The sequence below is a fragment of the Pseudomonas acericola (SeqCode) genome (assembly GCF_053456465.1).
In genome coordinates this window covers 824,704-841,609 of sequence record NZ_JBRFJB010000002.1, presented here as the reverse complement: position 1 = coordinate 841,609, position 16,906 = coordinate 824,704, and the positions used below count along the sequence as shown (strand labels likewise).

General features: G+C 60.4%; 20 protein-coding genes and 1 tRNA gene. 13 read left to right on the top strand and 8 right to left on the bottom strand.

Annotation, left to right across the window (positions count from 1 at the left end; genetic code table 11):
- The first annotated feature begins 88 nt into the window (after nt 1-88).
- Both ACU688_RS09985 and ACU688_RS09980 read left to right on the top strand, forming a co-directional pair.
- On the top strand, nt 89-1,276 hold the full coding sequence (locus tag ACU688_RS09985) for a cyanate transporter (protein WP_448184568.1): 1,188 nt from the start codon (nt 89-91) through the stop codon (nt 1,274-1,276).
- A 137-nt stretch (nt 1,277-1,413) separates the two neighbouring features.
- Nucleotides 1,414-2,349 carry a LysR family transcriptional regulator gene (locus tag ACU688_RS09980; RefSeq protein WP_032864824.1) on the top strand — a complete coding sequence of 312 codons (936 nt, stop codon included), beginning with the start codon at nt 1,414-1,416 and terminating at the stop codon, nt 2,347-2,349.
- A gap of 109 nt (nt 2,350-2,458) precedes the next feature.
- On the opposite strand, the gene ACU688_RS09975 is transcribed toward ACU688_RS09980, so the two are convergent.
- Nucleotides 2,459-2,821 carry a 5-carboxymethyl-2-hydroxymuconate Delta-isomerase gene (locus tag ACU688_RS09975; protein WP_448184567.1) on the bottom strand — a complete coding sequence of 121 codons (363 nt, stop codon included), beginning with the start codon at nt 2,819-2,821 and terminating at the stop codon, nt 2,459-2,461.
- Between the two features lie 55 nt (nt 2,822-2,876).
- Complete coding sequence (locus ACU688_RS09970; protein ID WP_124525826.1) at nt 2,877-3,800, bottom strand: LysR substrate-binding domain-containing protein; 924 nt, start codon at nt 3,798-3,800, stop codon at nt 2,877-2,879.
- Nucleotides 3,801-3,928: 128 nt separating this feature from the next.
- Between ACU688_RS09970 and ACU688_RS09965 the strand changes: the two genes are divergently transcribed.
- The 5 genes from ACU688_RS09965 (at nt 3,929) to ACU688_RS09945 (ending at nt 7,640) form a co-directional block, all read left to right on the top strand.
- The gene (locus ACU688_RS09965) at nt 3,929-4,105 is read left to right on the top strand and encodes a hypothetical protein (RefSeq protein WP_448184566.1); all 177 of its coding nucleotides are present in this window, start codon (nt 3,929-3,931) and stop codon (nt 4,103-4,105) included.
- 36 nt (nt 4,106-4,141) lie between these two features.
- On the top strand, nt 4,142-4,705 hold the full coding sequence (locus ACU688_RS09960) for a hypothetical protein (RefSeq protein WP_448184565.1): 564 nt from the start codon (nt 4,142-4,144) through the stop codon (nt 4,703-4,705).
- On the top strand, nt 4,702-5,094 hold the full coding sequence (locus ACU688_RS09955; protein ID WP_448184564.1) for a VOC family protein: 393 nt from the start codon (nt 4,702-4,704) through the stop codon (nt 5,092-5,094). The genes ACU688_RS09960 and ACU688_RS09955 overlap by 4 nt, the downstream gene beginning before the upstream one ends.
- Nucleotides 5,095-5,583: 489 nt before the next feature.
- On the top strand, nt 5,584-6,888 hold the full coding sequence (locus ACU688_RS09950; RefSeq protein WP_448184563.1) for an MFS transporter: 1,305 nt from the start codon (nt 5,584-5,586) through the stop codon (nt 6,886-6,888).
- Nucleotides 6,888-7,640, top strand: a complete 753-nt coding sequence (locus ACU688_RS09945; RefSeq protein ID WP_448184562.1) for a substrate-binding domain-containing protein — start codon at nt 6,888-6,890, stop codon at nt 7,638-7,640. Before ACU688_RS09950 ends, ACU688_RS09945 begins: the two co-directional genes overlap by 1 nt.
- Here ACU688_RS09945 and ACU688_RS09940 read toward each other — a convergent pair.
- On the bottom strand, nt 7,632-8,534 hold the full coding sequence (locus tag ACU688_RS09940) for a LysR family transcriptional regulator (protein ID WP_017736319.1): 903 nt from the start codon (nt 8,532-8,534) through the stop codon (nt 7,632-7,634). The genes ACU688_RS09945 and ACU688_RS09940 overlap by 9 nt on opposite strands.
- 129 nt (nt 8,535-8,663) lie before the next feature.
- On the opposite strand from ACU688_RS09940, the gene ACU688_RS09935 reads away from it, so the two are divergent.
- From ACU688_RS09935 to ACU688_RS09915, 5 genes are all read left to right on the top strand, one after another.
- Nucleotides 8,664-9,533 carry an SMP-30/gluconolactonase/LRE family protein gene (locus tag ACU688_RS09935; protein WP_448184561.1) on the top strand — a complete coding sequence of 290 codons (870 nt, stop codon included), beginning with the start codon at nt 8,664-8,666 and terminating at the stop codon, nt 9,531-9,533.
- Between the two features lie 95 nt (nt 9,534-9,628).
- Entirely contained in the window at nt 9,629-9,931 is a 303-nt protein-coding gene (locus tag ACU688_RS09930; RefSeq protein ID WP_448184560.1) for a hypothetical protein, read from the top strand.
- Nucleotides 9,932-10,121: 190 nt separating this feature from the next.
- Entirely contained in the window at nt 10,122-11,348 is a 1,227-nt protein-coding gene (locus ACU688_RS09925; RefSeq protein WP_257780283.1) for an MFS transporter, read from the top strand.
- 431 nt (nt 11,349-11,779) lie between these two features.
- A complete protein-coding gene (locus ACU688_RS09920; protein WP_124525834.1) occupies nt 11,780-12,019 on the top strand; it encodes a type II toxin-antitoxin system RelB/DinJ family antitoxin in 240 nt (79 codons plus the stop codon).
- Nucleotides 12,009-12,296: a type II toxin-antitoxin system RelE family toxin gene (locus ACU688_RS09915; protein ID WP_448184559.1), complete on the top strand. Its 288-nt coding sequence runs from the start codon at nt 12,009-12,011 to the stop codon at nt 12,294-12,296. The genes ACU688_RS09920 and ACU688_RS09915 overlap by 11 nt, the downstream gene beginning before the upstream one ends.
- An 84-nt stretch (nt 12,297-12,380) precedes the next feature.
- Here the strand turns inward: ACU688_RS09915 and ACU688_RS09910 are convergent.
- From ACU688_RS09910 to dapA, 5 genes are all read right to left on the bottom strand, one after another.
- Nucleotides 12,381-12,470: transfer RNA gene (locus ACU688_RS09910), tRNA-Ser, on the bottom strand.
- Nucleotides 12,471-12,554: 84 nt separating this feature from the next.
- A complete protein-coding gene (gene purC, locus ACU688_RS09905) occupies nt 12,555-13,268 on the bottom strand; it encodes a phosphoribosylaminoimidazolesuccinocarboxamide synthase (RefSeq protein WP_017736329.1) in 714 nt (237 codons plus the stop codon).
- Between the two features lie 27 nt (nt 13,269-13,295).
- A complete protein-coding gene (locus ACU688_RS09900; protein ID WP_448184558.1) occupies nt 13,296-14,054 on the bottom strand; it encodes an MBL fold metallo-hydrolase in 759 nt (252 codons plus the stop codon).
- A 4-nt stretch (nt 14,055-14,058) separates the two neighbouring features.
- Complete coding sequence (bamC, locus tag ACU688_RS09895) at nt 14,059-15,174, bottom strand: NlpB/DapX family lipoprotein (RefSeq protein WP_448184557.1); 1,116 nt, start codon at nt 15,172-15,174, stop codon at nt 14,059-14,061.
- A 17-nt stretch (nt 15,175-15,191) separates the two neighbouring features.
- Nucleotides 15,192-16,070 (bottom strand): 4-hydroxy-tetrahydrodipicolinate synthase, encoded by an 879-nt coding sequence (dapA, locus tag ACU688_RS09890; protein WP_017736332.1) that lies wholly within the window; start codon nt 16,068-16,070, stop codon nt 15,192-15,194.
- Nucleotides 16,071-16,343: 273 nt separating this feature from the next.
- Here dapA and ACU688_RS09885 point away from each other — a divergent pair, with 273 nt between their 5' ends.
- Nucleotides 16,344-16,904 carry a glycine cleavage system transcriptional repressor gene (locus tag ACU688_RS09885; RefSeq protein WP_017137336.1) on the top strand — a complete coding sequence of 187 codons (561 nt, stop codon included), beginning with the start codon at nt 16,344-16,346 and terminating at the stop codon, nt 16,902-16,904.
- Nucleotides 16,905-16,906: the final 2 nt, after the last annotated feature.

The following is a 16,906-nucleotide window of genomic DNA, read 5'->3' as shown; positions in this document are numbered from 1 at the left end:
CAATTTTTAGATAGCCCCTGCGACTTTCTCATTTGCCCCCCTGCCCCGCCCGTGGCCTGATTCGCCCTCGCTCATTCAAGGCAGGCCCATGGAAAACGTTCAGGCAAAACCCACCACCGCCGTTTGGCTGATGATCAGCGTGGTGCTGGTCGCCCTTAACCTGCGCCCGTCGATGGCGGCCGTGGGCCCGTTGTTGTCGTCGATTCGCGGCGATGTGCCGTTGAGTTTCAGCAGTGCGGCCTTGCTGACCATGTTGCCGGTGATGGCCATGGGGCTGGCGATGTTTTTCGGCATGGCCGTGGCCAGGCGCCTCGGTGAGCATCGCAGCATTGTGCTGTCGCTGGTGGTGATCGGCTTGGCGACGCTGTCGCGGTTGTTTCTGGATTCGGCGCTGGAGTTGATCGTCAGCGCGATTGCCGCCGGGGTCGGGATTGCCTTGATCCAAGCGTTGATGCCGGCGCTGATCAAGTCGCGGTTCAGCGACAATGTTTCGCTGTTCATGGGGTTGTACGTGACCGCTATTATGGGCGGCGCGGCGTTGGCGGCATCGTTCGCGCCATTCGTGCAGGTGCAGACCGGCAGTTGGCGTATCGGCCTGGCGGTGTGGGCCGTGCTCGCCGGGTTGGCGCTGGTGTTCTGGTACGCCCAGCGCGCGGCATTGCCGCCGTTGCCGCAGGCCGGTTCCACCCGGCAGGAATCGTTTTTCGGCAACCGTCGCGCCTGGTTGCTGGCGATCTTTTTTGGTCTCGGTACAGCGTCCTACACCTGCGTACTCGCCTGGCTGGCGCCGTACTACGTGGAGCAAGGCTGGAGTGAACAGAACGCCGGCTTGCTGCTGGGCTTTTTGACCGCGATGGAAGTGGTCTCCGGCTTGGTCACCCCGGCCATCGCCAACCGGCGCCAGGATAAACGCGGGGTGGTCGCGGTGCTGCTGGTGCTGATCATCCTCGGCTTCTGCGGCTTGATCCTCAGCCCGCAATACCTCAGCCTGTTGTGGCCTTGCCTGCTGGGCCTGGGCATTGGCGGCCTGTTCCCGATGAGCCTGATCCTGTCCCTCGACCACCTCGACAACCCGCGCCGCGCCGGTGGCCTCACGGCCTTTGTGCAAGGTATCGGCTATCTGATCGCGGGCTTGTCACCACTGATCGCGGGGATGATCCGTGACCAGTTGGGCAGCTTCGAGTGGGCCTGGTGGGCGCTGACCGCAGTGGTGGTGGTGATGCTGCTGATCGTCACGCGCTTCAATCCCCAGCATTACGCACGGCATATCCGCTGAGGTCGTGTTGCTAACAGTATTTGTCCCACGCCAAACATAGAATCGCCCTACAGAGCTTTCTAATGGCACGGCCGTTCCGTTAAGCTTTTGCGCTGTCTTGTACTGAGTTCGGTACAACGGGTTTACGGACGAAACCGATGTTAAACAGTAACTTGCTCAGAAAGCTCGATATGCAGGACCTGATGGTGTTTATCGCCGTCTACGACCAGAGCAGCGTTACCGACGTGTCCGAAACGTTGTTCGTCAGCCAGTCCACCGTGAGCTACAGCCTGAAGAAACTGCGCACCAGTTTTGAAGATGAGCTGTTTATCAACACGCGGGCGGGCATGCGTCCGACGTACAAGGCCACCAGCATGTATGGCCATGTGCAGAAGATCCTCGAAAGCATCAACCTGTGCCACGCCGGTGGCCAGGCGTTCGACCCGACGCAAAAGGCGGTGACCTTCAATGTGTGCGCGCCGGAATACTTCGAACAGTTGATCCTGCCGCGCCTGCTGAAGACCTTCGACCGCGCCGACCTGCCGGTGATCGTCAATGTGCAGAAGCTGGAAACCGACATCCCCGCCGACGACCTGCGCGAAGGCCGCCTGGACCTGGTGATCTGCTTCGGCCCGAACTTTCATCGCGCCCATAAAGACTTCAAGACGCAGATGCTGCTGGAGGACGACCTGGTGTGCGTGTTCGACAAGCGCTCAGCGCCGAGGGAGCCCGCGTTCAGCCTGCAATCCTTCGTCGAACGGCGCCATGTGTTCCCCACGCCGTGGACCTCCGACACCAACATGATCGACGGCTGGTTGGGGCGCCAGGCCCACAAGCGCCAAGTGATCGCCCGCGCCAACAGCTACGGCGCGGCGCTGAAGATGATCACCGGCACGGACTTCATCGTGACCCTGCCGCGCCGCGTGCAAAAACTGCTGGCACCGGCCAGCGTGTTTGGCCATTGCGAAGCGCCCAACGGGTTGCCGGGGTTTACCCTGGACATGCAGTGGAATGAAACCAGTGAACAGGACAGTGCCAATACCTGGTTCAGGGAGCAGGTCGTAAAAGTCTGCGCCGACCAGGGCTTGCTGTAACCTCCTGTGGCGAGGGAGCTTGCTCCCGCTGGAGTGCGAAGCGCTCCCAAAATCTTGGGGCCGCTGCGCAGCCCAGCGGGAGCAAGCTCCCTCGCCACAGGTGTGTGGGTCAGCCGATGGCGACTTTGCTGTAGGTGTCGCGATCCATATCCCGCACTTCGACGCTCAGTTGCACTTGCACGCCTTCCGGCCAGGCGCCGAGGTCTTGCAGCACCGCCAGCAGGCTTTCCGACAGTTGTTTCTTGATCTGCGGCGAGCGCCCGCTGAGCAACGCCAGGCGCACCGCGACAAACCCACGCTCGTTCAGGCCGGTGCCCACACGGAAACTGTCGATCTTGATGGCGCGGCTTTTGATATCGAACTCGGCACCGAACTGACCGGAGGCCACCAGCGCATGGTTCAGGCGCAACAGAGCCTTGTCGGTATCCAGTTGCGTCAGGTTGGCGGTGTATTCCAGGTGCAGGTGTGGCATGGGTGACTCCGAGACAAACGTAGGAAGATTCCTAGATATATCACGGATAAAACCCTCAGGCTTGGGTTGCCTGGCCTCGATCACTCATAAACGCTTCCAACCGCGAGCGCACCCAGCGCTCGGCCGGGTCGGTGTCCACATGGCTGAGCCAGACCATGGACAAATCCAGGGTCGGCGTTTCGAACGGAAACGGCTCACAAAACAGGTGGCCCGACACGGCCATGGCCTCGGCGGTGTAGTCCGGCAGGCTGGCGATCAGGTCGGTGCCGGCCAGCAGCGCCGGCAACGCGCTGTATTGCGGCACCGACAACACCACCTGGCGCTTGCGGCCGATTTCCGCCAGCCACTCATCGGCAAACCCCGACACGTTGGCGGTGTGGGACACCAGCACATGGGGGCGTGAGCAATATTCATCGAGGGTCAGCGGTGTGTCGGACGCGTCGGCACGCAGGATGCGCGGGAGGATATGGCGCAACAGCTTGCGCTTGGCATTCGCCGGCAGGCCACGGGTCTGGGTGATGCCCACGGTGATGTCGCCGGACGCGAGCAGGTCGGGAATGCGCCAGTAGTCCACATGCTGCACCACGAACACCACGTTTGGCGCTTCCCGGCGCAAGCTGCGCAGCAAGGGTGGCAACAGGCCAAACTCGACATCATCGGACAGGCCGATGCGAAAGGTCATGGTGCTGATGGACGGGTCGAAATCGTGGGTCAGGCTCAGCGCCGACGACAACGAATCCAGGGCGGGCGACAGGTGCTGGATGATTTCCTCGGCACGCGCCGTGGGTTCCATGCGGTGGCCGACGCGAATGAACAGCGGGTCGTTGAACAAGGTGCGCAGGCGGTTGAGCGCCGAACTGATGGTGGGCTGGCCGAGAAACAGCTTCTCCGCGACCCGTGTGACGTTGCGCTCCAGCATCAGTGCTTCGAAGACCACCATCAGGTTGATATCGGCCTTGCGTAATTCATTGCGATTCATCGGCGCCTGCCCCTTCCCCAAGACAAGCCGCAGTTTAGAAAGCCCGTGGGGCTGCGTCTATGTGCACACTGTTCATCGGAGGGCTTTGGGACTATAAATCAGCTTTCCAGGGTCACAGGAACACCATCGTGCTGGTCATTATCGCCTTGGCCATTGTCGTGGCCGGGTTCTGTATCTGGGTTGTCCACTTCATCGCCAATCCCACCGTGAGGACGCTGCTGCGCGTGTTCGTCGGTTTGTGCCTGGCGGCGGTGATCGCCTTTGTAGTACTGGCGGCGGGGTTTCCGACGTCGTTGCTGGTGTAGTCCCTTTTTGTCTGCTTCTGGAATGGATGTCCTGCTGTGATAAAAACAACCCTCTGCCTTGCCTCGCTGCTGTTGTTGGCCGGCTGCGCGCCGTATCAGCTGTATTCGCCCCCGGCACAAGGCCCGCGAGCGCAGATCAAAAGCGAGCTGTACACGCCGAACAGCTACAACAACTTGCTGGCTGTGAGCCTCTCTACCGACACCGGCTGCCGTCTGGGGCGGCAAGCGGGTCGGGGCAAGGAAAGCCAATTATTCTCCGTGTACAACGCCACGCCTCGCCCGCCGGGCTATCAAGCGATTGCCGCCAACACGCCGCTGCACCTGGTAATGCAAGGCACGGCGAGCGCGGGTCGCGGCTGCGTGATCGAGTTCATCACCGCGTTTGCGGCTGATGGGCATTACGTGCTCAAAGGCGGAATCCTCGACAACGAGGGGCTCTGCCGGATTGATGTCGTCGACGCCGACACGGGCCTCTCGCTGGCCCAATTCGCAACACCCACCCAAGTACCCCCCGCCGCCTCGGAGCCCTACGCCCGCAGGCAACTGATGGATCAACAGGGCTGCTATCTGCCCATTACCAACAAGGACCGCCAACCATGAAATTTGCCTACACCATCATCTACGTGCCCGACGTGGCTGCCTCCCTGGAATTCTTCGAAAAGGCCTTCGGTTTCAGTCGCCGTTTCCTGCATGAATCGGGGACGTACGGTGAGCTGGAAACCGGTGAGACCACCCTTTCGTTTGCCGCGCATGAGCTGGGCGAGATGAATTTCCAGGGTGGGCATGTGCAGGCGCATGGGTCAAAACAACCCTTGGGCATGGAGGTTGGGTTTGTGACTGAAGATGTGCTTGTCGCCCATGCCAATGCTCTTGCGCAGGGTGCGACTGAATTGTCGGCGCCGAGCGCCAAGCCTTGGGGGCAGGTGGTGTCTTATGTGCGTTGCCCGGATGGGACACTCGTCGAGTTGTGCACGCCGATCCAAGGCTGAAATGTGGGAGCCGCTTTTGTGGGAGCTGGCTTGCCTGCGATGGCGCTGGGTCAGTCAATGCATTTGTGTCTGACCCGCCGCCATCGCGGGCAAGCCCGCTCCCACATAAGCCAGCTCCCACAGGTATGACCTTCGTTGCCTGACGGATCAGGGCTTGAGCGGCCGCTCTTGGTCCCGTTCGGAGAGCTCTGTACCGTCATCTGGATGCTTCCAGGTCTGTGGCTTTTCTTCCTCACGTCGCCGGGGTTGCTCACCCTTTGGCGCTTCCCGTGGTTTCTGTTCGTCAGTCATGTCCATCTCCTGTCCTTAAGAATGGGTCGCACCTTCAAGCATAGAACAGGGCCGGCATTTTCGACGGACTTGCCGATTGATAGCTATCACGCATCAATCCATCCAAATTTGTCACTTATCATTTCTAAATGTGTCAGCCACTATCCTAGGTCTTAGGCGAAACAAGCACTTTAAAAAGAACGCTGGAGACACAAAACCATGACTAGCCCTACACGGCCCGACGCTGCCCGCTCGAAAGTTGGCGCGGTATTTCGCGTTACTTCGGGTAACTTCCTCGAACAGTTCGACTTCTTCCTGTTCGGTTTCTACGCCACCTACATCGCTGCCGCGTTCTTCCCCGCCGCTAATGAGTTTGCGTCATTAATGATGACCTTCGCCGTGTTCGGCGCAGGCTTCCTGATGCGTCCGTTGGGCGCGATCATTCTGGGTGCCTACATCGATGACGTCGGCCGCCGCAAAGGGTTGATCGTGACCCTGTCGATCATGGCCAGCGGTACGCTGCTGATCGTGCTGGTGCCGGGTTATCACACCATTGGCTTGTGGGCACCGTTGCTGGTGCTGCTCGGCCGCCTGCTGCAAGGCTTCTCGGCCGGTGCGGAACTGGGCGGGGTGTCGGTGTACCTGGCAGAAATGGCCACCCCGGGCCGCAAAGGCTTCTACACCAGCTGGCAATCGGGCAGCCAACAGATCTCCATCGTGGTCGCCGCCGCCCTGGGTTATGGCCTGAACGTATGGATGGAACCTGCCGTGGTGGCCGATTGGGGCTGGCGCATTCCGTTTGCCGTCGGTTGCGTGATCATTCCGTTCATCTTTGTGCTGCGACGTAACCTGCAAGAAACCGAAGAGTTCGCCAACCGCAAGCATCGCCCGACCATGCGCGAAGTGCTGGCCACCCTGGTGAAGAACTGGACCGTGGTCATCGGCGGCATGCTGATGGTGGCGATGACCACCACCGCGTTCTACCTGATCACCGTGTACGCACCGACCTTCGGCAAGACCGTGCTGCAACTGAGCACCTCCGACGCGCTGCTGGTGACCTTGCTGGTGGCCGTGTCGAACTTTGTCTGGCTGCCCATCGGCGGCACCCTGAGCGACCGCTTCGGGCGCAAGCCGGTGCTGATCGCCATGACGACGCTGACTGTTCTGACGGCTTATCCGGCGCTGTCCTTCGTCGTCAACGCCCCCAGCTTTGCCCATATGCTGGAAACCCTGCTGTGGTTCTCCTTCCTCTATGGCATGTACAACGGCGCGATGATCCCGGCGCTCACCGAGATCATGCCGGTGGAAGTGCGCGTGGCGGGCTTCTCCCTGGCCTATAGCCTGGCGACCGCGATCTTTGGCGGTTTCACCCCGGCGATCTCCACCTGGTTCATCCACATCACCGAAGACAAGGCCTCGCCGGCCTACTGGATGATGTTCGCGGCGGCCTGCGCCCTGTGTTCGACCCTGGCCCTGTATCGTCGCGCCAACACTCGCGGGCAGGTGATGCAGGAGGCTTCGTAATGAAGCTCATGCCCCTGATGGCCTTGGCCCTTGGCGCGTTGGCGCTGACGGCCCAGGCCGAAGAACTCAAGGTGATGACCTCCGGCGGCTTCACCGCCGCCTATAAACTACTGGGCCCGCAATACACCCAGCAGAGCGGCGACACCCTGGACACCATCCTCGGCCCGTCAATGGGCAAGGCGCCGGAAGCGATTCCCAACCGCCTGGCCCGTGGCGAACATGCGGACGTGGTGATCATGGTCGGCTATGCCCTGGATGATTTAATCAAGCAGGGCAAGGTCGACAAGGCATCCCGCGTGGAACTGGCAGACTCGCGCATCGGCCTGGTGGTGAAGGCCGGCGCGACCAAACCGGCGATCGGCACCGATGCCGAACTCAAGGCCGTGCTCAGCCAGGCCAAGTCCGTGGCGTATTCGGACAGTGCCAGTGGCGTGTATGTGGAGAAGGAGTTGTTCAAAAAACTCGGCATGCCGGCCAAGGGCAACATGATCGAACGCATCCCGGTGGCCTCCGTGGTGGCCAAGGGAGACTACGAAGTCGGTCTGCAACAAGTCGCGGAATTGTTACCGGTGCCGGGAGTGACCTACGTAGGCAAAATCCCGGAAGACGTGCAATCGGTGACGCGCTTTGCGGCAGGCATTCCGGTCAACGCCGAACACCCGGCCGAGGCCAGGGCGCTGCTGCAATTCCTCGCCTCGCCCGCAGCGCAACCGGTGGTGCAAGCCACCGGATTGGACTCGGTGTCACGCTGACCGAAACGGCATCTCCCGCACCAACCGCTCCAACTCCAGCGCCGCCGGCGGCAATGTCCGCCCGCGGCGCTTGATCAAGCCCACATTGCGCATCACCTGCGGCTCCACCAACGGCACGCTGACCAGAATCGGGTGCTCGTTCGCCGGCATCGCAATCGATGGCACCATCGCCACCCCCAGCCCCGCCTCCACCAGCCCGATCATGGTGGTCACGTGGTGCGTCTCGCAGATACTCGGTTTTTTCACCCGCACGCCACGCAGCGCCTGATCCAGCAGGAAACGGTTGCCGGAGGTCTTGTCCACGGTGATGTAGTCGTGCTCGTAGGCTTCGGCCCACGGCACGCTCTCGCGCCCGGCCAATGGGTGATCGCGGCGACAGGCCAGCACGTAGCGCTCCTGCAACAGCAGCTCGAACTCCACTTCGTCGGCCAGGCTGCCGCTGAAACTCACGCCGAAATCCGCCTCGCCACTTTCCACTGCATTACACACTTCACCAGCACTGGCATCCAACACCCGCAGGCGAATCTTCGGATACAGCTTGTGGAATTCGGAAATCACGTGGGGCATGAAGTAGTACGCGGTAGACGGCACACAGGCGATGGTGACGTTGCCCATGCGCGTGGAGGCCACGTTGCTGATGCCCATCAGCGCGATGTCGAGGTCGTCGAGCATGCGCTCCACCTGTGGCAGGAACGCGCGGCCGACCATGGTCAGGCTGACCCGCCGCGTGGTGCGTTCGAACAGCTTGACGTCGAGGGCGGACTCAAGCTTTTCGATGCGCCGGCTGAGGGCTGGCTGCGAAATACGGATGGCCTCGGCGGCGCCGCGAAAACTGCCCTTGTCCACCACGGCGCGGAAGGCTTGGAGGTCGTTGAGGTCGAAGTTGATGATCACGAGGATGGGCCAGTGAGGTCGATGTGCCGGACATTATCGTACGAATGTAACGGCAACAGGCCTACGCGCATTTAAAAAACACCCTCACCTGCGTAGTCTGCATGCCGAACCCTATCGACTGAGCGATCAATGACCTCCCCATCCAATAACAAAAACCCATTGCGTCTCTGGCGACTCGGGGCCTACCTCGTAGGCGCCCCGGTGATCGCCGCCCTCGGTTTCTTCGCCTGGCAAAGCTTTTACCCCGTGAGTGCGGCGGCCGGTTGGAACGTGCAAGTGGTACATCGCGACGTGGCGAAAGCGGCATCGCTGATGCCGTTGTCGGACGGTTCGCTGGTGGTCAGCCAGGAACTCGACAAGGGCAAGGGCAGCATCGTGCGCATCCACCCCGACGGCTCGCGCGAGGTGGTGGTGGCCAACCTGTCGAAACCCGACGGCATTGTGCCAACCCGTGGCGGTTGGTTATTCAGCCAGGAGTCCGACGACTTACCCGTCAGTTTCTATAAGGACGGTGTGGTCACCGAACTGTTCAAAGGTGACAGCGTGCAAGGCTTATGGGTTGAGGGCGACGACCTCTATGCCATCGAGGATCGCAAGCCGGCCGGGCGCCTGCTGCGCTACCGCTGGAGCGACCAGTCGCTGACCGTGGTGCGCGACCAGGTGCAGGAAGGCGAAGCCATCGTGCGCTGCACCGACGGGCGCCTGCTCTACAACGAGAAGAAAAAAGGTGTGGTGCGCGAACTGACCGCCGACGGCAGCGACCCGGTGGTGCTGAGCAACTTGAACCAGCCGACCTTCCTGATGTGCGACGAACGCGGGCTGTGGATCAATGAAGATGCCACGCACCGGGCGCGGTTGCTGCTGATTGATAAGCAGGGGCGTCAGCAGACCATTCTGTCGTTCCTCAAAGCCCCCCAGTCGATTGTGCCGAGCGGGCGTGGGACGTATCTGGTGGCTGAGGGCGGGAGAAGCCGGGTGTTGGAGCTGACGCCTGAGTAGCGTCTGCCCCCACGCAGATCACGGCGGCTGAAATCGCGACGCTGGCGAACGACAATAGTGAGAACGCCGAAACATTCCCCACAAGTCGGTTTGAAATGGAAAAAACTCTAATCGCCTGCGTACTGATTGCCTGCCTGACCGGCTGTGTCGGTGCGCAACTTTCACTTCCTGATGAAAAACACGAGGCCGTTTCAGATCAGCGGGATTCAACCGCGAAAGAAGCTGAACGCGAATGGTGTGGGATGACGCTTTGGGTGGGGTTGCCATTGCCGCTGAAACTGCCCGTTTGCCAGTCACGACCTCCTCCGTCCTACCTGTACGCATGCGGCCCTTTCATGTTCCTGGGGCCGATCATGCAGAGCTATGAGGGGAATGCTTTGTGTGGGAAGTTTCTTTGATGCCATAGGCGTACAAGGGGCAAGCCCTGATGCCAGTCAGAGCGCCTGCCAGACGCGTCGCATCGATAGCACTGATGATTACTATCGAAACGAGCGCCTGCTCGATATTTGCAACCGATTCATATAATCCTCGCCTGACTCCCTCCCCTCGCCTGGCTTCAGGCGACATGCACCTTGGAACCCCAACACCATGCCAAGCGCCAGCCAGGCCCCCAGCGGCCTTCCCGAACATAATCAACAAAGCGTCAAACAGCAGTGGCTGGCCATTCTCTCGGTGGCCGTGGGCGCCTTCGCCCTGGTCACCAGTGAGTTTCTACCGGTGGGTGTGCTCAACGACGTCGCCAGCGACCTCGGCATCAGCGCCGGCCATGCAGGCCTGATGGTGACCCTGCCCGGCATCATGGCCGCGCTCGCCGCGCCATTGCTGTCGGTTTTTATTGGCACCATGGACCGGCGCTACCTGCTGATCAGCCTGACGCTGATCATGATCGTCGCCAACTCGGTCGTGGCCTTCGCCAGCGACTTCAACTTGCTGTTGTTCGGACGCGTGCTGCTGGGCATCAGTATCGGCGGCTTCTGGGCAACGGCAATCGCCCTCAGCGGCCGCCTTGCGCCCAAGGGCGTGGGCGTTGCGAAGGCGACCTCGATCATCATGATGGGCGTGACCCTGGCCACCGTACTGGGCGTGCCCGTCGGCACCTGGCTGAGCGGCCTGATGGGCTGGCGCATGACTTTCCTGGTCACCGCGCTGGTGGGCGTACCGGTGCTGCTGGCGCAAGTGTTCCTGCTGCCTCGGCTCACCCCGGAAAAGGCCATTCGTGTCAGTGACCTGCCAGCGTTGTTTATCAACCCGCAAGCGCGGGTTGGATTGATCGCAGTATTGCTGATCGGTCTGGCACACTTTGCCGCCTACACCTACGTCGCACCTTTCTTCAAACAGAGCGCCGGCTTCGATGGACCAACGATTGGCTCGCTGCTGCTGCTTTACGGCGTGGCCGGGGTATTGGGCAATATCTTTGCTGGCTTCGCCGCCAATCGCAGCGTGCGCAACACCTTGCTGCTGGTGGCACTGATGATCGGCACCAGCACGGCGCTGTTCCCCCACTTCGCCACCGGCATGACCGGCGCCGCGATGCTGATCGCGCTCTGGGGCTTCGCCTTCGGCGCCTTCCCGGCGTGCGCCAGCATCTGGATGTTTGTGGTCGCGCCCAAGGACGTCGAACGCGGCATGCCGCTGTTCGTCGCCCTGTTCCAGGTGATTATTGCCTTGGGCTCGTTCTTTGGCGGACGCATCGTCGACCAGATGGGCAGCGCGGTGCTGCTGAGCCTGGCCACGGTGTTGGTAGGTGCGGGGTTTGTAACGGTATTGGTGTTGGGGCGCAAGGTGAGTAATAGCTTGGTGGCTCAGCCGGCCTAAGCGGAAAGTTACCCACTAAAAAGCCTGCTGGGCATTGAGCCCAGCAGGCTTTTCAGCTTTAGGCCGGAGCATCATTGTGGCAATCACGGATTTGGCAGATGTTCGTAATGAGCCCTCACACAATGGAGCGTGTAAGCCCAAGCGCCTGAACTAGCCTTGAAAGGGTCGCCGACGTGGCGGCAGGCTGATAAGGAGCTTATATGCCAACGAAGTATCGTGATGCGGTCACAGGGGAGTACGTGACAGAGGGTGAAGCAAAGAAACGACCGAGGGAGACGGTGAGGGAGACGGATAAAAAACCTCCCCAAAAGCCGAAGGGTAAGAAGTAGGTTCGCGCGGGGAGACGTGGACGCCATATGTCGAATCAGACTTGAAACCCTGACGCTCTTGATCCAATGTAATGACAAACGTCATTACATGAGGAGTCTTCCATGGCATCCATAAACATTCGAATCGACGACGACCTGAAAGCTCGCGCCTATCTGGAGCTTGAGAGACTCGGCGTCACGCCTTCCGAACTGATGCGCCAGGCCCTGCAATACGTGGCAGATCGCGGTCAATTGCCTTTCAAGCCGGTCCTCATGACTGAAGACGATGAAGCCTTGATGGCCACCGTGCGGGAACGTTTGGCATCCCCCCAACGAGTAAGGGTTTCGATAGATGACCTATAGCCTTGATTTTGATGCGCGCGCATTGAAGGAATGGCAGAAACTCGGCAACACCATCCGTCAGCAGTTGAAGAAGAAGTTAGTGGAGATACTGAACAATCCACGGATTGAAGCCAATCGCCTGCATGGGCTGCCGGACTGCTACAAGATCAAGCTGCGCAGCAGCGGTTACCGGTTGCTCTATCAAGTCATTGATCAGGAAATCACGGTGGTAGTGGTGGCCGTTGATAAGCGCGAGCGTGATCAGGCTTATCAAAAGGCGGCAGAGCGTTTGAGCTAGTCATGCAATGGGTGGCCAATTACAAAAATCACCAAAACAAAAAAGCCCCGTAGCTTATTCAGCTACGGGGCTTTTTCTATGTAATGGCGGAGAGATAGGGATTCGAACCCTAGGTACCGGTGAAGGTACAACGGATTTCGAATCCGTCCCATTCGGCCACTCTGGCATCTCTCCAACGGCGCGCATCATAACAGCGTGATTCAGGAAAGCAAAGCTCGAAACGAGATTTTTTTCCGTGCTATCAGATGCTTGCGTCGATTAAAGCGGTACGCCGAGACGATTGGCGACTTCTTCGTAAGCTTCGATGACGTCACCGAGGCCCTGGCGGAAGCGGTCTTTGTCCATCTTCTTCTTGGTGTCCTTGTCCCACAGGCGGCAGCCGTCCGGGCTGAACTCGTCGCCCAGGACGATGGAGCCGTCGTGAAATACGCCGAATTCAAGCTTGAAGTCCACCAGCAGCAGGCCGGCGTCGTCGAACAGCTTGTTCAGCACGTCGTTGACCTTGAGGGACAACTCCTTCATGCGCGCCAGTTGCTCGGCGGTGCCCCAGCCGAAGGCCACGACGTGGGATTCGTTGATGAATGGGTCGCCCTTGGCGTCGTCCTTCAGGAACAGTTCGAACGTGTAAGGATTGAGCTTGAGGCCCTCTTCCACGCCCAGACGCTTGACCAGGCTGCCGGCGGCGTAGTTACGCACGACGCATTCGACCGGGATCATGTCGAGCTTCTTCACCAGGCACTCGTTGTCGCCCAGCAGTTTGTCGAATTGGGTCGGAATACCGGCCTCTTCGAGTTTCTGCATGATGAAGGCGTTGAACTTGTTGTTCACCATGCCCTTGCGATCCAGTTGTTCGATGCGCTTGCCGTCGAACGCCGAGGTGTCGTTGCGAAACAGCAGGATCAGGCGGTTGGCGTCGTCGGTCTTGTACACCGACTTGGCTTTGCCGCGGTAGAGTTCTTCACGTTTTTCCATGATGGGCTCCGCTTTGAGTGAGGTGGGCTAGGCGATGTGTCGCCAGTCGAGCCCTGAATCTTGATCGGCCAGTTGCAGCCAGTCCGGGTCGCACCCGAGGGTGTCGACAAAACATTGCCGGGCAAGCGTCGGCAGGTTGTTCTTGCTGCTCAAGTGGGCCAGGACCAGGTGTTGCAGGTCTTGCCAGCCCAGCTCGTACACCAGGTACGCCGCCTGATGGTTGTTCAAATGTCCCAGTTCGCCGCCCACCCGTTGCTTGAGAAAGCGAGGGTAATGACCACGCGCCAGCAGGTCTCGGCAGTGGTTGGACTCGATCATCAACGCATCGAGGTCGCGGTAACCGTCCAGTACCTTGGAGCAGTAGGAACCCAGGTCGGTGAGCACGCCGAAACGTCGCTCTCCGCCACTGAATACATACTGCGTCGGTTCATGGGCATCGTGGGCGACGGCAATCACATCGACGCTCAAGGCACCAATTTGCAGTTGCTCGCCACCGGCCAGGAAACCTGCGGGTTCTATGGGTTTGCGCATCCCGCGCAAGGTGCCGCGACTGAGGTACACCGGAAGATTGTAGCGCCGAGACAGCAAACCCACGCCATGCACGTGGTCGGCATGTTCGTGGGTCACCAGTATCGCGCTCAACTGCGCGGGGTGAACCCCCAGGCGCAGCAGGCGTCGCTCGGTTTCTTTTAAGGAGAAACCACAATCCACCAGCACATACGTGTCGTCATGTGCGACCAGCGTGCCGTTCCCTTGGCTACCGCTGCCGAGAACGGAAAAACGCATCGGATCAGCCCAGGTTGTCCTGAATCACGCCCAACACTTTGCGCGCTGTTTCAGCTGGCGCAACGGTGTTGATGTTCTTCTCGACGGTGACTTGCACGCTGTCGCCAACCTTGCTCAAACGAACCTGGTAACGCTCGGCACGGGTCTCGATCTCTTCTTTGGTCGGCGCACTGCCAAACAATTTGCTGAAGAAACCTGGCTCTTCATCTTTACGCTCGGCCTTTTCAGCCACGTTGATGTAGTACAAGCCCAGGCTGCGGTTGATGTCTTCAACACGCCAAGGGCCCTGCTCCAGGGCGCGACCAACGCTGGCCCACGCACGATCGAGGTCTTCGCCGAGGTTCAGCACCACGTTGCCGCTGCCGTCTTCGGTGAGGCTGACACGGCTTGGGGTGTCGTAGTCACGCGCGGCGAGCAGGGAAACCGAACCGCCCTTCTCGGAGATACGGCTCATGCTGGCCAGCATCTCGTCAACCAATGCCGAGTCGACACCGGTGTTGACCGAACGGTTGGTGAAATCAACGTTGGCGGTGCTGCCGGCAGGACGCTCGGCGCTGACTACATAGACTTCACTGGTATTACGCTGCACGCCTGGCTCGATGCGCACACGCACACGGGCTTCGCTGTCGGCGGCTACACCACCGGCTTGCAGGCGCTTGGCCATGGTGGCGGACAGTTCGCTGCCCTGCTGCCATGCCGTGGTGAACTCGCCGGTCTGAGGGCGCTGCTGGTCGATGCGGAAACCGTTGTCCTGGAAGAACTGCACGGCCACCGGCCAGACTTCGGCAGGTGGACGCTGAGCCACGATCCAGCGCGAATCACCGCTTTTTTGCAGGCTGTAGTCGCTGGCATCCGCTACGGCCGAGATCGGCTGTGGACGTGGCACGACGTACTCACCCTTGGTGGTGTCATCGGCAACGTTACGCGGGATCGGCAGCAACGGGTCAAGGCGCTTGGCGACGTTGACGTCCGGCGGCAGTTGCATCGGTTTGGTTGCTTGTGCTTCCAGGTAATCGCTGCCGCGGTCACGGAAGTAGCCTTCCGGGCCCCAGATCCAACCGCAGCCACTGGTGCTGGAGATAATCAAGGCAAGTGCGGAAAGTCCGGCCAATCGCTTCATGCGTAGTGCTTCCTCAATTAAACCAGGACGCCGGACTGGCGCAGGGCCTGTCGCAGCGGTTCGTGACAGGCTTCGCTGAGACGGGTGAGCGGCAGACGGATACCGTCCGGCATCAGGCCCATTTCAGTCAGCGCCCATTTCACGGGAATAGGGTTGGATTCGATAAACAGTGTCTTGTTGAGCGGCATCAGCTTCTCGTGGATCGCACGCGCGGTCACGGCGTCGCCGGCGATGGCGGCGGCGCACATTTCGCTCATGGCACGCGGGGCCACGTTGGCGGTCACAGAGATGTTGCCCTTGCCGCCCAGCAGGATCAGCTCGACGGCCGTGGCGTCGTCACCGGAATACAGCAGGAAATCGCTGCTCACGCCGGCCAGGATGTCCTTGGCGCGCTGCAGGTCGCCAGTGGCTTCCTTGATACCGATGATGTTCGGCACGGTGGACAGGCGGATCACGGTCGCGGCCTGCATGTCGCAAGCGGTGCGGCCCGGCACGTTGTAGAGGATCTGCGGGATATCAACCGCTTCAGCAATGGTGCGGAAGTGTTGGTAGAGGCCTTCCTGGGTCGGCTTGTTGTAGTACGGGGTCACCAGCAGGCAGGCATCGGCGCCGGCCTTCTTGGCGTTCTTTGTCAGCTCGATCGCTTCACGCGTCGAGTTGGCGCCCGTACCGGCGATCACGGCAATACGGCCCGCAACGCGCTTGACCACGAATTCGATGACCTGGATGTGTTCTTCCACATCGAGGGTGGCCGATTCACCTGTGGTGCCGACGGCCACAATGGCGTTGGTGCCTTCTTGCAGGTGGAAGTCCACCAGTTTGCCCAGGCTGTCCCAGTCGAGATGACCTTGTGCATCCATGGGTGTGACCAGTGCCACCATACTGCCCGCAATCATGCAACCGCTCCTGCCGGAAAAAGAGAGCCGTAATGGTACTGGCGCCAAGATGCTTGCACAAGCGAAGTACCGCCTGAGGATGCGTTCTGGCGCAACTAAACGACGGGCAATGCCATCATTGGGCCAAAGCCTGCCTTTAAGAGGGTCGAAATCCAGCCGTTCACGCAATGAAAACGCCACCTCCTAGCCCTTGGCTGCGCTTTTCGCTACCCTTCAGCCTTTGATCGATACAGCCCACGCGGTATCGACCGCTCATCGCTTTAGGAAGGCTGCATGTCCACCCCCACAGTTCGCGAACAATTCCTTGTTATCAGTGCCCTCGGCGCCAACCCCATGGAGCTGACCAACGTCCTGTGCCGCGCCAGCCATGAGAACCGCTGCGCCGTCGTGACCTCCCGCCTGACCCGCCACGGCGAGTGCAGTGCATTGGTCTTGCAGATCTCCGGTTCCTGGGACGCCCTGGCGCGCCTCGAAACCGGCCTGCCTGGCCTGGCCAAGAAACACAATTTCACCGTCAACGTGGTGCGCAGCGCCGCGCTGGAAAACCGCCCGCAGGCCCTGCCCTATGTGGCCTATGTCAGCTCGGCCTACCGCTCGGACATCGTCAACGAGCTGTGCCAGTTCTTTATCGACCACAACGTCGAGTTGGAGAACCTGACCTGCGACACCTACCAGGCGCCACAAACCGGCGGCACCATGCTCAACGCCACCTTCACCGTGACCTTGCCGGCCGGCGTGCAGATCAGCTGGTTGCGCGATCAGTTCCTGGACTTCGCCGATGCGCTGAACCTCGACGCGCTGATCGAACCTTGGCGCCCACAGAACCCAATGTAAGG